Consider the following 14178-nt stretch of genomic DNA (forward strand, 5'->3'; position numbering starts at 1 on the left):
GCTTCGTGTCGACAGTTGGAGCCAGCGCTGGGTGCGCGCGGCGCCATGTTAGCAAGGGAACGGCCGCCGCGGCGAGCGCTCAGTTGACGAGCCGGCTGTCGGCGGGCGGCAGGAAGCTGTCGTCGAAGATGTCGGCGGGTAGCGGACGCTTGTGGTGGAATTTGCCGTCCTCGGCGAGCTGGTCGAGGGCCCGCTCGAACCGGGCGGGATCGATGCCGCCGATGCCGTCGCGGCGGACGTCCGGCGTCAGCACGTTGTCGACGAGCACGCTCTGCAGCCGCTGCAGCTCGAGCTCGCGCGAGCCGTCATCCATCCGGCTCACCACGTCGGCGATCGCGCCGGCAGGGTCCTTGATGGCAAGCTGGAGGCCAGACGTCAGCGCGCGCAGGAATCCCTTCACCGCAGCCGGCTGCTTGGTTGCGAAGCCCGGGTTGACGATGACGGCGTGGCCATAGGCCTCGCAGCCGTAATCGGCGAAGCGCAGCACCGCGAGATCGGCGGCAGGCACGCCGCGGTCGCGCAGATTGAGGGCCGACAAATAGGAGAAGCCGCTGACGGCATCGACCTGGCCGGCCGACAGGATCGGCTCGCGCACGGCCGCGCCGACGCGCGACAGCTTGATGGTCTCGGGCCTGAGATGGTTGTGCCGCGCAACCGCCGGCCACAGCCGGATCGAGAGATCGCCCTCGGCGACGCCGAGCGTCTTGCCTTCGATGTCGCCGAGCCCGTTGATGCCGCGGCTCCTGCGCGCGATGATCGCATAAGGCGCCCTGTTGAACAGCACGAACACGGCCTTGACCGGCTGGCTGTAGGACGCGTCGCGATAGCGGATCAGCTCGTTGATGTCGGCGAGCGCCATGTCGGCCTCGCCGGAGGCTACCCGCGCGATCGCATCGGGAGAGCCCTTGGCCGTGGCGATGGTGACGGTCACGCCCTCGGTGGCGAACAGCCCTCGGCTGGCGGCGAGGACCAGCGGCGCCATGCTGCCATCGAGCGGCCGATCCAGCGCGAACATGACGGCGACCGGACGTTTCGGCTCCTCTGCGAGGGCCTCGTGATCTGACAGCCACGCGGGCACCACGAAGGCCGCCAGGAGCGCCAAGCGCGCCAAAGCAAGCAGGGTGACGGGTCGTCGCATGCACATCATGTCACGCCGGTATTCGCAGGCCGTACCGGTCTTGTCACGCCGGTATTCTAATCAGTTCGCCGGCCGTCGCGAGATCGATATGTCAATTTCGTGACAACGTCGCTGTGTCGCTGCCGCTCGGAGCCGGCGGTGCCTGATCATGGCGGATCGAATGTGAACGGTCCATGAGCAAGGCCTGCGGCGATTTGCGGCTTCGACTTCGGGTTTCGCGAGGGGAACTGTGGACGCAGTTCGCGAGTTGGTACGCGAGATGAGATTGTACGGAGGATCCACATGATCGCACAGTGCGGAAGTTTTTCACGCTTTGGCCGTGCTACCGTCCTGGCGACGGTGGCCGCGGTGACTTTGACGGCCGTGCAGCCGACACTCGCCTTTGCCGGCTCCGCGCCGGCCGAGAAGGGCGTCGTCGCCAAGGCGGCCAATGATGGCGGCCTGACCGATGTCAGCGCCCGCCGGCGCCACTATCGCGGCAACGGCGGCGCGGCGGCTGCGGCGGCGTTCGCCGGCATCGTCGGCACCGGACTTGCCATCGCGGCGACACAGAACCGCCGTTCCTACTACGAGGACAACTATTACTATGGCCGGCCGGCCTATTACGGCTACGGACCGCGCTATCAGTATTACGGCGGCGGCCCCTATTACGGTGGCGGCTATTATCATCACCCGCATTGGTGATGTGAGATCGAATAGACGATCCGCCGGCCCCGCGCCGGCGGATTTTTTCTTGCCCGCCGCGAACGTTAATATGCGGACCATCGAATTTAACTATTGTGGCGGGATGACTGATTCGATCGAGCGGCTCTATCGCGCTGTCCTGGCGGCCAGGGATCTCGATCCCGCGCGATCGCGCACGGCCAAGCTGATGCAGCAGGGCACGGCCAAGATGGCCAAAAAGCTCGCCGAAGAGGCCATCGAGGTTGCGATCGATGCCGTCGGCGGCGACGCCCAGGCCGTGGTGCGCGAAAGCGCCGACCTGATCTACAATCTGGCCGTGCTATGGGCCGAGCTCGATGTCCAGCCCGAGGACGTCTGGCGCGAGATGGAACGGCGCGAGCTGATGCTCGGCATCGCCGAGAAGCTGCCGAAATCGCCGGTGAAGGTCGCCAAGGCCGCGCCCGGACGGGTGGTGGGGCGACCGATCGTCGCGGCCGAAAGCCGGACCATCCGCAAGCGGCACTAGTGTGGCGCTCCGATTCGGACCGGCATATGGGCCATGGACAAATCCTGCCCGGTTTGCTTCATCGCCAGCATGCTCAGACGGATCTACGACTGGTGTATCGACGCCGCCCACAAGCCGCATGCCATGTGGATCATGGCCGCGGTTGCCTTCGCTGAAAGCTCGTTCTTTCCGGTGCCGCCGGATGTGATGCTGATCCCGATGTCGCTGGCGAAGCCGCAGCGGGCCTGGCTGTTCGCCGGCGTCTGCACCGCGGCGTCGGTGGCGGGCGGCTTGGTCGGCTACGCCATCGGCGCGCTGCTCTACGACTCGCTCGGCCATTGGCTGATCCAGCTCTACGGCCTCGGCGACAAGGTCGAGGCGTTCCGTGCCTCCTATGCCGAGTGGGGCGCCGTCATCATCCTGGTGAAGGGATTGACGCCAATCCCCTACAAGCTGGTCACGATCACGTCGGGCTTCGCCGGCTATAATCTGTTTCTGTTCATCGTCTGCTCGATCATCGCGCGCGGCGGCCGCTTCTTCATCGCCGCGATATTGCTCAACCGCTATGGCGAATGGATCAGGGTGCGCATCGAGAAGCATCTCGGCCTGTGGGTGGCGATCGGCGCGGCCGTGCTGGTGGCCGGCTTCGTCGTCGCCGTGAAGCTGATCTGATGCGGCCGCTGCGCCCGGGGCCGGGGGCAGGGGCGGCGCTGCTCGTCGTCGTCTCGGTTCTCTCCGCCGCCGCGGCATGGGCGCAAACGACGCCTTCCTTGGGGCTGCGAGAAGCGCCGCAACAGCCGCCGCAGCAGGCGCCTGCCGTCCAGCCTGCGCCGCCGTCCTCCAATCCGGGTCTGGTGGAGGAGCTCGGCAAGCTGTTCGAGAAGATGGCGGTCATTCCGCTGAAGCGTCCGGAGGCCACGGCTGAGCCGCCCGCGAACGAAGGCGAGACGGCCGGCGCTCCCGCAGGCCCGCCGCGGCAAGCCGACCGGCCGGCTGCCCCGAACGGCGGCGACGCCGCACCGAGTGTGCTGAAGGAGACCAGTGACACGCTCTCGCGGCTCACCAAGCCCTCGACCATGATCTCCGGCCGCATCGTCTGTCCGATCGCCGCCAACGCCACGCCGGATTGCAAGCTTGGCGCCGACCGGCTGTGCCAGGGCAAGGGTTACAAGGAAGGCAAGAGCCTCAACACCGATTCCGCGGAGACCTGCTCGGCGAGGGTGCTGATCCCCGGTCGCCAGCGCAAGCCGGGCGATTGCCGCACCGACACCTACGTGACCTCGGCGCTCTGCCAATGACGCCGGCACGCCAGCGCCTCAACGCAAGACCCTGATCGGGCTTTTCCGGTCCCTCTGCGAGCGAATTGCCATCACGGCATGATGTCGGGCATGCTCGCGATCACGAGCGTTTCCGCATTTCAACGCAAGAGGAATTCCCATCCATGTCCATGCCCGCCTTGTTCAAGGGCCGCCTGTCGATCCCGGTGATCGGCTCGCCGCTGTTCATCATCTCCGTGCCCGACCTGGTGATCGCGCAGTGCAAGGCCGGCGTGGTCGGTTCGTTTCCGGCGCTCAACGCGCGGCCGGCCGCGCTGCTCGACGAATGGCTGGCGCGCATCACCGAGGAGCTCGCCGCCTATGATCGCGCGCATCCGGAACGCCCGTCGGCGCCGTTCGCCGTCAACCAGATCGTGCATCGCTCCAACAACCGGCTCGAGCAGGATCTCGCGCTGTGCGAGAAGTACAAGGTGCCGATGATGATCACCTCGCTCGGCGCGCGCGAGGAGCTGAACCGGGCGGCGCATGGCTGGGGCGGCATCGTCTTCCACGACGTCATCAACCAGACCTTCGCGCACAAGGCGATCGAGAAGGGCGCCGACGGCTTGATCCTGGTCGCGGCGGGCGCCGGTGGACATGCCGGCACGATCTCGCCGTTTGCCTTCGTGGCGGAGACGCGGAGCTGGTTCGATGGCCCGATCGCTCTGTCGGGCGCGATCGGGAACGGCCGCGCCATCCGTGCCGCGCGCGTGCTCGGCGCCGACTTCGCCTATATCGGCTCGGCCTTCATCGCCACCAAGGAGGCGAATGCGGTCGAAGGCTACAAGCAGATGATCACCAGCTCGGGCGCCGACGACATCGTCTATTCGAACCTGTTCACCGGCGTGCACGGCAACTACCTGAAGCCGTCGATCGTCGCAGCCGGCCTCGATCCGGACAATCTCCCGACCTCTGATCCGTCGAAGATGAGCTTCGGCACCGATGCTTCGGGCGAGCGCGCCAAGCCGAAGGCGTGGAAGGAGATCTGGGGCTCGGGGCAGGGCATCGGCGCCATCAAGGACGTGCTGCCCGCCGCCGAGCTGATCGCGCGCTTCAAGAAGGAATATGACGAGGCGATCGATCCGCCGCTCTAAGCGGCTCCGCGACGGACAAAAGAAAAGCGCGGCAGCCAGGGCTGTCGCGCTTTTTTTGTTGAGGCCGCAACAAGCGGGCGGGCTATTCCAGCTCGATCGCCTGGAACTTGCCGCGCTCGTCGAGCGCCGTGCCCCAGATCTTGTGCGAGGCCTGGTGTTCGGCGCGGCCGAAGCCGAGCTTGGCGCCAAGACCGAGATCGATGTCACGCATGTTCTCCAGCGTGTCGATCAGCGCCTCGGTGTCGAGCTGCGGGCCGACCCGGCGCAGCGCCTGGACCAGCACGTTGGCCGAGACGTAGCCTTCGAACGACACGTAGGACGGTGCCTCGCCCGGGAAGTACTTCTCGAGCGCGCTCTTGTACTCGAGCACGGCGCTCGAATAGCCGCCGACGGCCGGCACCACCTGGGTGACGATGACGCCGCTGGCATAGCGAGGACCGAGCAGCATCAGCTCGTCCGAGAGCTCGGTCGAGCCGACGAAGGAGACGTTGGTGTAGATCATGTGCGGGAACAGATCGCGCGTCTTCTCGATGAACTTCGCGGCTGCGCGATAGGTTGCGACCATGACGATCGCCTTGGGCGGGTTCTTCAATGCCCGCAGCTGGTTGACCGCGTCGTCGACGTCGACCGTGTTGCGCTTGTAGTTGAGGCGCAAGATGGCCGTGTCGGCAAGGCCGAGCGAGCGGAAGGCCTTGGCCACACCGGAGAAGCCGGCATCACCATAGGCGTCCTGCTGCGCGAACACGGCGATGTCCTTGGCCGGCAGGCGGCGCAGCTTGACCAGATAGCGAACGACGGTGTCGGTCTCTTCGGCGTAGCTGGCGCGATAGTTGAACACGTAGCGATCCGGCGGATCGTTGCGCAGGAGGTTGGCGCCGGTGAACGCGCCGTAGAACAGCACGCGGCGCTGCAGGGCGTAGGGCATCGCCACGGCAGAGGTCGGGGTGCCGACATTGCCGACGAAGCCGAACACCTTGTCCTTCTCGTAGAGCTGCTTCATCGCGTCCAGCGTCCGCGACGGCTCGTAGCCGTCGTCGGCCGAATAGAGCCGCAGCGAGCGCCCGGCGATGCCGCCGGCGTCGTTGGCGCGGTTGAAGGCGGCCTCGATGCCCATCTTCATCTGCCGGCCGAGCTCCTTGGCAGCGCCCGAGAACGGAGCGGCGATGCCGAAGCGGATCTCGTTGGCGGTGACGCCCTGCACGTTGGTGGTGGACGCTGGCGGCAGCGTCGCGGTCGGTGCCGTCGCAGCCACGGCCGCGGACGGGGCGATCACCCCGGCGAGGCTGGTGGCGGTCTGGCTCGGCGCGCTCTGCCCGAGCGAACGCTCGAGCTCGGCGAGCTGGCGGCCCGCGGCGTTACAGTCGGTCTGCGCCGCCCCCACGCGGTTGCGTCCATCGGCGACGTAGCCGTTGAAGACGCGGGTGAGCTCGTCACGATCCGAGCCGCCGGTGGAGGCCTCCCGGATCACCTCGCGAAACTTGTCGACAATGGCCTGAACGCGGCCCTGGTCGATCGCCTGACAGGCGGATGCTGCTCCCACGATCGGCCCGACCCGGCTCGCAAGATTACGCACCACATCCGCATTGGTGCCCGCCGCGCTGGCGGGCGTTGCGAGCAATGCCGCAACCAAGAACACGCTACAACGAAAGTTCATTGCCACTATCCCACTTTGGACCCCATCCAGGTCTTCCGCCTGGTGAATTGACGCCGTGTCTGCGACGGAGAAGACATAAGACCGTCACCATGCACAGACCAGCCTTTCCTAAGAGCATGACCATTTCGGTAACCCGACACGCCTTTTTCCGATCATACTTTAGGACCTGCTAACGAAACGTCTTCACCAGTTCTTCCCCTTCGAAGCTAATTCTACTCAAGTTCGATTGCCTGATACGTGCCGGTTTCGTCGAGGGCAGTGCCCCAGATCTTGTGCGAGGCCTGGTGCTCTGCGCGTCCAAATGCGAGCGTCGTGCCGAGGCCGAGATCGAGGCTGCGCATCGATTCGAGCGTGTCGACCAGGCGCTCGGTGTCGAGCGGACTGGTCTGCTTCAGCGCCTGGATCAAAATCGTCGCCGCGATATAGCCTTCGAGAGACGTGTAGTCCGGCGCCTCGCCGGGCGCGTATTTGGCCAGGGCGTTCTTGTAGTCGAGCACGAGGCTCGAATAGCCCGAAACCGCCGGCACGCCCTGCGTGACGATGACGCCGTTGGTGAAGCGCGGACCGAGCAGCTTCAGCTCGGTCGCGAGCGAGGTCGAGCCGACGGCGGACACGTTGGCGTAGATCAGGCCCGGCACCGCGTCGCGCGTTTTCTCGATGAATTTCGCGGCGGCGCGATCGGTCGCCACCATGATGACCGCCTTGAGTCCCGGCTTGTGCGCCTTGACCTGATTGACCGCCTCTTCCACGTCCATCGTCGCGCGCGGATAGTTGATGCGCGTCACGGCCTCGCCGAGGTTCAACTGTCGGTAGGCCTTCGCGACACCGGCGAAACCGTCGTCGCCGAATGGGTCCTGCTGGGTGAACACGGCGATCTGCTTGGGCGAGACGCGCTTCATCTTGATCAGGTAGCGCACCAGCGCGGCCGTCTCCTCGGCGTAGCTCGCCCGATAGTTGAAGACGTAGCGATCCGGCGGATCGCGTCGCACCACTGCTGCGCCGGTGTTCGGCGCAAAGAACAGCGTGCGCCGCTCCAGCGCATAGGGGATCGCCGCCTGCGAGTTGGCGGTGCCGACGTTGCCGATGAAGCCGAACACCTGCTCCTTGTCGTAGAGTTGCGTCATCGCCGCCAGCGTGCGGTTCGGATCGTAGCCGTCGTCGGCCGCCACGAGACGGAGCATGCGCCCGTTGACGCCGCCGGCATCGTTGGTGCGTGCGAACGCGGCCTCGATGCCCTGGCGCATCTGACGTCCGGTCTCCTTGCGGATGCCGGAGAACGGCAGGACCATGCCGAAGCGGATCTCACGGTCGGTGATGCCGCGCACGGGGCCCGCGGTGACGGCGCCAGTCGTCGCTTCGGCCTTGACCGGTGTGATCGGGGCCGTCGCCGCAGCCGGCTGGCCGAGCGAGCGTTCGAGCTCCGTCAGTTGCCGCTCCGCGGCGGCGCAGGTCGCCTGCGAGGCGCCCGTACGACTACGGCCCTCGGCGATGTAGCCATTGAAGCTGCGGGTCAGCTGATCGCGCTCGCCGTCATTGCTCGTCGCCTGGCGGATGGCTTCGCGGAATTTGTCGACGATGCTCTGGACCCGGCCCTGCGCGATGTCCGGGCAGGCGGACGCCTGTCCCACGATCGGCCCAACCCGGCCGCCAAGCTCCCGGACGACGTCGGGAGCCGCCGCCAAAGCGGGGCTCAAGGGAGCTGCGAAAACACTCCCGATGATCAACGCGGACCAACGCACGGCCATCGAACCTTCCACCTGCTCAGCTTGTTTCCAACCCTCTTCGTTCTACTATTCGTGGCATTTCGAATTAATGTCGGGTTTCACTGTCGCTCTTTTGTCGTGGTAGTTGAGGCTGTCTTGCCTCTAGCGGTATCCTATTCAAGTTCGACGGGTTGATAGATGCCGCTGTCGTCCAGCGCTGTGCCCCAGATCTTGTGCGAAGCCTGGTGTTCGGCGCGGCCGAAGCCGAGCTGCGTGCCGAGGCCGAGATCGATGTTGCGCATGTTCTCGAGCGTTTCGACCAGTTGCTCGGTATCGAAGTTCGGACCGGCGCGCTTCAGTCCCTCGATCAGGATGCTCGCGGCGATGTAGCCCTCGAGCGAGGTGTAGTCGGCCGGCTCGCCCGGGGCGTATTTCGCAAGTGCGTTCTTGTATTCGAGGACCAGGCTCGAATAGCCGGAGACGCCGGGCACGGTCTGGCTGACGATCACGCCCTCGGCGTAGCGCGGTCCGAGCAGCATCAGCTCGCTGGCGAGCGCCGAGCCCGCGACCGCGGAGATGTTGGCGAAGATGACGCCCGGAAATACGCCTTGGGCCTTCTCGATGAATTTGGCCGCGGCGCGCGTCGTCGCCAGCATCACCACCGCCTTGACCGGGGTCTTCAGCAGCTTCAACTGATTGATGGCGTCGTCGACCTCGACCGTGTTGCGCGGGTAGTTGACCCGCACGATCGAATTGTCGCTGGCGCCGAGCGTGCGGAACGCCTTGGCCACGCCGGCGAAGCCCGCGTCGCCGAACGCGTCGTTCTGCGCGAACACGACGATCTGGCGCGGATGCAGCCTTCGCATCTTCACGAGATAATGGACCAGCGCGTCGGTCTCCTCGGCATAGCTCGGCCGGTAGTTGAAGACGTAGCGGTCGGGCGGATCGTGGCGCACGACGTTGGCGCCGGTATAGGGCGCGAAGAACAGCGTGCGGCGCTCGAGCGCGTAGGGGATGGCGACCGCGGCGGTGGCCGAGCCGAAATTGCTGATATAGCCGAACACCTGCTCCTTCTCGTAGAGCAGCTTCATCGCATCCAGCGTGCGCGCGGGATCGTAGCCGTCATCGGCGGTGACGAGCTTCAGCATGCGGCCGTTGACGCCACCGGCCTCGTTGGCGCGATTGAACGCCGCCTCGACGCCGATCTTGAGCAGCCGGCCGCTCTCCTTCACCGGTCCGCTGTAGGGAATGACCATGCCGAGCTTGATCTCGCTCTGCGTCACTCCGCGCACGTTGCCGGCCGGCGGCAGCAGCTGCGCCGGTACGGTCGCGGCCTGCGCGGTCGCAGGTCCGATGCTCACGGCGGGCAGGTTCGCGCGCGCCGGAGGCGGCGCGGCGATGGACCGTTCGAGATCGGCAAGCTGCCGATCGGCGCCGCCGCAATCCATCCGGCCTGACGTGACGAGGCCGCGACCTTCGGCCACGTAGCGGTCGAGCAGGCGCGTCAGCTCGTCACGGTCGGCCTCGCTGGAGGCGGCCTCGCGGATGACGAGCTGGAATTTCTCGATGATGGCCTGGATGCGCGGCCGGGCGATGTCGCGGCACGCGAGCGCGGCGCCAATGATCGGGCCGACGCGGCCGCCGAGCTGGCGCGCCACGCTCACATTCTCGCCGGGCGCAGCAACAGCCTCGCCGGCCACGAGGGACGCGAGCAGGATGGCTGCCACACGGGCATGAGCCAGCGGACGGCGTGCTGCCGCTTTCTGCGGTAGGACGTCGATCATCGTCGCCTGTGATGTGTTGGAAGTCGGATCAGTCGTGTAGAGGGTTTAGCGAACCCGCTCCATCTGACCCGTCTTCTGGTTCCACTGCATGAACTGCTGCAGCATGGGCTTTTCGGGAGTGTCGGCCTCTGCCGTCGGCGCCGGAGCGTCCGCGAGCAGCGACTTGAACTGCGACAGCGCGGGAGCCTGCGGCTCGACCCGCTCCGGCAGCGCGCTGGTCTGGTCCGTCTTGGCGTCCTGCACGTCGGCGGCGACCGGCGGCAGCGTCTTCATCGACTGCACGGCGGCGACGAAGGACGAGCTTGCGTCGGGCTGGCGCCACACCGGCACGATGTTGACGAAGAACAGCGCGACGACGGCGGCGACGCCGGTTGCAGCGGCGAAGCGGCCAGCCACCTTGAATACGACCGAGCGGCGGTCGCGCTCGCGCTCCAGATCCGGCGGCTCGCGCATGACCTGCGGATTCAGCGACTGACGAAGGGATTCGAACACGGCGGTCTCCAGGCGAGCATCGAGCGGTCCTTGCTGTCCCGAAGCGGGACGCTCGGCCGCCTCCGCTGCCTTGGCATTGTCACCGACGAGAGATAGACGCGCGGCTTCCGGACGTTCGCGCAGCCACCGCGGTGCGTAGTGCAGCGGGTCCTGCGGGTTCATCGGATTCTGTTCACTCAACGAACTCATACGCTACTCCTCTGACGCTCGATTCCGGAAACTGATACGCTTCTGCCACGGTTCGTATGAGAGCTAGTTTCAAACGAAGAGCGGGAGCTGGTCTGCCACTTCAGTCCACACGGAATCACTCGCAGAATCAGACGTTTCGCGTCGATCAACGATCGCACGCCAGCGGTCCCTTCCTGCAAGGCGCCGTGGCACGTTTGCCGTGCCTTGGGCGCCTCTATCGATCCCATGCCCCGCCCCCTGACGAGTGTCAATCGATCGGAACCTCCTAAAGTCGTCGGTTCCGAATTATATGTACGTTAAAGTTATCATCATGATGTGATTAAAATGAGGCATGATAGGTCTTGACGCAGATGCTCATGAATTGCGTCTCATTGATGCCAAGATTGCGCCTTGATTCGATCATCATCGAACTATGTCGGGCGGGCCGCTGTCGATTTTTGAGCGGCTTAGCGTCGATTTAACCATCCGTTAACCATCTGGCGCCGACAGTTAACCAATCACTAAGAAGGTTGGGTCGGATGGTCATGAGTGCCAGCGCTGAAACGGTGCGTCCTGTTATTCGTCTGCGCGGGCGCTCCTACGTAGCCTTCGTGTTTTCGCCGGTGGTGCCGATTGCCGACTGGCTCAGCGAGCTCGATGCAACGCTCGCGGGCTCGCCCGGCTTCTTCGTCGGCAAGCCGATCGTGCTCGATCTCTCCGCGGTGGATCTGAGCCCGCTCGCCATCACGCACCTCATCAAGAGCATCGAGTCGCGCAACATCCGCGTGCTCGGGCTCGAAGGCGTCGAGCAGGGCCGGCTGTCGCTCGGCATGCCCCCCTTGTTGTCCGGCGGCCGTCATTGCGCCGTGCAGGAGATCGAGCCGGAGAAGCCACAGCTGCAGCAGCCGACATCGCTCTTGCTCGACCAGCCCGTGCGCTCCGGCCAGTCGATCGTGTTTCCCGACGGCGACGTCACCGTGCTCGGCGCGGTGTCGTCGGGCGCCGAGATCGTCGCCGGCGGCTCGATCCACGTCTATGGCGCGCTGCGCGGCCGCGCGATGGCCGGCATCAACGGCAACGCGGCGGCGCGCATCTACTGCCAGAAGATCGAGGCCGAGCTGGTCGCGATCGACGGCTACTACCAGACGGCCGAGCAGATCGACGCCGCGTTGCGCGGCCGGGCCGCGCAGGCGCGGCTCGAAGGTCATTCCATGAAGATCGTTGCATTGAACTGAGTAGCAGGAGGATTCGTGACATGTCGAAAGTACTCGTAGTGACGTCGGGCAAGGGTGGCGTCGGCAAGACCACCACGACGGCGGCGATGGGCGCGGCGCTGGCGCAGGCCGGCGAGAAGGTCGTCGTCGTCGATTTCGACGTCGGCCTGCGCAATCTCGATCTGGTCATGGGCGCCGAGCGCCGCGTCGTGTTCGATCTCATCAACGTCGTGCACGGCGTCGCCAAGCTGCCGCAAGCCTTGATCCGCGACAAGCGGCTGGAAAATCTGTGGCTGCTGCCGGCCTCGCAGACCAAGGACAAGGACGCGCTCACCGAGGACGGCGTCGGCCGCGTCATCGCCGAATTGCGCAAGACGTTCGACTGGGTGATCTGCGACAGCCCGGCCGGCATCGAGCGCGGCGCCATGCTGGCGATGCGCTATGCCGACGAGGCGGTCATCGTCACCAATCCGGAGGTGTCGTCGGTGCGCGATTCCGACCGCATCATCGGCATGCTCGATTCCAAGACGGTGCGCGCCGAGAACGGCGAGCGCGTCGAGAAGCACATTCTCATCACGCGCTATGATGCCGGCCGCGCCGCGCGCGGCGAGATGCTGTCGATCGAGGATGTGCTGGAGATTCTCGCGACGCCGCTGCTCGGCATCGTGCCGGAGAGCCAGGACGTGCTGCGCGCTTCCAACGTCGGCTGTCCCGTGACGCTCAACAGCCCCGCGAGCGCCCCCGCGCGCGCCTATCACGATGCGATGCGCCGCCTCCTCGGCGAGGAGGTCGAGATGCAGATCCCGACCGAGCGCAAGGGCCTGATGAACCTGCTCTTGGGACGGAGGGCTGCATGAGCGTGCTGCGGCTCTTTACGGGGCGTGCGGCCTCCGCGCCTGTCGCGCGGGAGCGGCTGCAGATCCTGCTCGCGCATGAGCGCAGCCTGCGCGGACAGCCCGATCTCCTGATGCAGCTGCGCGAGGAAATCCTCGCCGTGGTTTCGCGCCATGTGGTACTCGATCCGGACAAGGTCATCGTTCGCATGGATCGGGGAAAGCATGTCTCGACGCTCGAGGTCGACATCGAACTGCCCAATGGCGCCGACCGCGCCTTTGCCAGCGCCGGCTGAGACGTGGCGAGGCGCGCGCTGATGCGGCCGATCTTCCGCATCGCGGACAATCGGGTCGCCGTCAGCTCCGATGCTGCGGGACCGTGGGATCCGACGATGCAACACGGGTCTGCGCCGTCGGCGCTGGCCGTGTGGGCTGCCGAGCGCATTCCGACGACGTCGCCGATGCGCATCGCCCGCGTCACCATCGACCTGATGCGCCCGGTGCCGCTCGCAGAGCTCCTCATCGAGACCGAGGTGCTGCGCGAGGGCCGCAAAATCCAGCTCTGCGCGGTGCGGCTGCGCGCCGGCGATACGGTGGTGGTCACGGCGACGGTGCTCAAGATCAGGCAGGATGCCGTGCCGCTTCCGGACGATGTCCGCGAGCTGCCGGTCGATCTGGTCGGTCCTGACGATGCGCTGCCGGAGCCTGCGGATTTCTCGACCAGCCCGTTCGTGCGCGGCATGACCCTGCGCGCCGCGCGCGGCCGGTTCGGTGTCAAGGGACCCGGCGCGATCTGGTACCGCGTCGACTGGCCGCTGGTCGAAGGCCACGCCGTGTCGCAGGCGATGCGCGCCGTGGTCGCGAGCGACTTCTGCAACGGCACCTCCGCTGCTCTCGACTTCCACAGCTACACCTTCCTCAACGCCGACCTCACCGTGAACATGGCCCGCGAGCCGGTCGGCGACTGGATCCTGCTCGACGCCGAAAGCTGGATCGGCCCGGACGGTGCCGGTCTGGCGATGGCGCGGCTGGGTGATGTCAGGGGCTATTTCGGCCGCGTGGTGCAGAGCCTCGTGATCGAGAAGCGGTGAGGGGGCGGTCAGCCGTCCGGATTGCGTTCACAGCGAGTTGGCGAACTGATCACCGCACCGGCGCTGCTTCGTTTCCAACGGCGCGCCGCGGCGAGGTGTTATTAAGTTGGGTCGGTGATCGGCCGTTGCCTGCTTCGTTTCCGATGAACCGATCAACCCCGCGCCAAGCTCCGCTGCGCCCTCTCCCCCCGCTTGCGGGGGAGAGTTGGAGAGGGGGCGCCACGCACACCGCCGCTGGAGCGGCCCCCTCCCTAGCCCTCCCCCGCAAGCGGGAGAGGGAACACACTGCCGTTGTCGCGAGTGAACGAGTTCAACGACGAATGATTTCGCTCTTGCGCCGCCCGCACCGTGTTCAAGAATCGTCCCACCTCCAGCTTCAGCCGGTTGCTGTCCTGTGACAGCGACTGCGCCGCCGACAGCACCTGGGACGAGGCCGAGCCGGTTTCGCTGGCGTCGTGCTGCACCTCGGTGATGTTGGACGACACCTCGTTGGTGCACTGTGCCGCTTGGCCGTGGAGTTCTC

Annotated in this window: 14 protein-coding genes and 1 pseudogene; 9 read left to right on the plus strand and 6 right to left on the minus strand. The window is 66.1% G+C overall.

Going from position 1 to position 14178, the window contains the following annotated elements:
• Positions 1-79: 79 nt before the first annotated feature.
• A complete protein-coding gene (locus QX121_RS15415) occupies positions 80-1144 on the minus strand; it encodes an ABC transporter substrate-binding protein (protein WP_315812376.1) in 1065 nt (354 codons plus the stop codon).
• A 276-nt stretch (positions 1145-1420) separates the two neighbouring features.
• Between QX121_RS15415 and QX121_RS15420 the strand changes: the two genes are divergently transcribed.
• The 5 genes from QX121_RS15420 to QX121_RS15440 all read left to right on the plus strand — a co-directional run bounded on the left by QX121_RS15420 (position 1421) and on the right by QX121_RS15440 (position 4716).
• Entirely contained in the window at positions 1421-1822 is a 402-nt protein-coding gene (locus QX121_RS15420; RefSeq protein WP_315812377.1) for a hypothetical protein, read from the plus strand.
• Between the two features lie 103 nt (positions 1823-1925).
• On the plus strand, positions 1926-2327 hold the full coding sequence (gene hisE, locus QX121_RS15425; RefSeq protein WP_315812378.1) for a phosphoribosyl-ATP diphosphatase: 402 nt from the start codon (positions 1926-1928) through the stop codon (positions 2325-2327).
• Positions 2328-2396: 69 nt separating this feature from the next.
• Positions 2397-2978 carry a YqaA family protein gene (locus QX121_RS15430; protein WP_315737020.1) on the plus strand — a complete coding sequence of 194 codons (582 nt, stop codon included), beginning with the start codon at positions 2397-2399 and terminating at the stop codon, positions 2976-2978.
• Complete coding sequence (locus tag QX121_RS15435; RefSeq protein ID WP_315812379.1) at positions 2978-3604, plus strand: hypothetical protein; 627 nt, start codon at positions 2978-2980, stop codon at positions 3602-3604. The genes QX121_RS15430 and QX121_RS15435 overlap by 1 nt, the downstream gene beginning before the upstream one ends.
• A gap of 143 nt (positions 3605-3747) precedes the next feature.
• Entirely contained in the window at positions 3748-4716 is a 969-nt protein-coding gene (locus QX121_RS15440; protein WP_315812380.1) for a nitronate monooxygenase family protein, read from the plus strand.
• An 82-nt stretch (positions 4717-4798) separates the two neighbouring features.
• Here the strand turns inward: QX121_RS15440 and QX121_RS15445 are convergent, their stop codons facing one another.
• The 4 genes from QX121_RS15445 to QX121_RS15460 all read right to left on the minus strand — a co-directional run bounded on the left by QX121_RS15445 (position 4799) and on the right by QX121_RS15460 (position 10538).
• Positions 4799-6370: an ABC transporter substrate-binding protein gene (locus QX121_RS15445; protein ID WP_315797706.1), complete on the minus strand. Its 1572-nt coding sequence runs from the start codon at positions 6368-6370 to the stop codon at positions 4799-4801.
• A gap of 212 nt (positions 6371-6582) precedes the next feature.
• Complete coding sequence (locus tag QX121_RS15450; RefSeq protein WP_315772714.1) at positions 6583-8115, minus strand: ABC transporter substrate-binding protein; 1533 nt, start codon at positions 8113-8115, stop codon at positions 6583-6585.
• 131 nt (positions 8116-8246) lie between these two features.
• On the minus strand, positions 8247-9857 hold the full coding sequence (locus QX121_RS15455; protein ID WP_315812381.1) for an ABC transporter substrate-binding protein: 1611 nt from the start codon (positions 9855-9857) through the stop codon (positions 8247-8249).
• Between the two features lie 45 nt (positions 9858-9902).
• The gene (locus QX121_RS15460) at positions 9903-10538 is read right to left on the minus strand and encodes a hypothetical protein (protein ID WP_315812382.1); all 636 of its coding nucleotides are present in this window, start codon (positions 10536-10538) and stop codon (positions 9903-9905) included.
• 524 nt (positions 10539-11062) lie between these two features.
• On the opposite strand from QX121_RS15460, the gene minC reads away from it, so the two are divergent.
• The 4 genes from minC to QX121_RS15480 are packed head-to-tail and all read left to right on the plus strand — an operon-like array spanning position 11063 to position 13655.
• A complete protein-coding gene (minC, locus tag QX121_RS15465) occupies positions 11063-11752 on the plus strand; it encodes a septum site-determining protein MinC (RefSeq protein ID WP_409999111.1) in 690 nt (229 codons plus the stop codon).
• Positions 11753-11772: 20 nt separating this feature from the next.
• Positions 11773-12588 (plus strand): septum site-determining protein MinD, encoded by an 816-nt coding sequence (minD, locus tag QX121_RS15470; protein ID WP_315736140.1) that lies wholly within the window; start codon positions 11773-11775, stop codon positions 12586-12588.
• Positions 12585-12860, plus strand: a complete 276-nt coding sequence (minE, locus tag QX121_RS15475) for a cell division topological specificity factor MinE (RefSeq protein ID WP_315716282.1) — start codon at positions 12585-12587, stop codon at positions 12858-12860. The genes minD and minE overlap by 4 nt, the downstream gene beginning before the upstream one ends.
• Before the next feature lie 21 nt (positions 12861-12881).
• Positions 12882-13655, plus strand: a complete 774-nt coding sequence (locus QX121_RS15480) for a thioesterase family protein (RefSeq protein ID WP_315736141.1) — start codon at positions 12882-12884, stop codon at positions 13653-13655.
• Between the two features lie 335 nt (positions 13656-13990).
• Here the strand turns inward: QX121_RS15480 and QX121_RS15485 are convergent.
• Positions 13991-14164 (minus strand): annotated as a pseudogene (locus tag QX121_RS15485) (methyl-accepting chemotaxis protein); the annotation flags it as partial.
• Between the last annotated feature and the right edge of the window lie 14 nt (positions 14165-14178).

Origin of the sequence: Bradyrhizobium sp. SZCCHNR2028, from assembly GCF_032380995.1 — a bacterium.
In the GTDB taxonomy this organism is placed as follows: Bacteria; Pseudomonadota; Alphaproteobacteria; order Rhizobiales; family Xanthobacteraceae; genus Bradyrhizobium.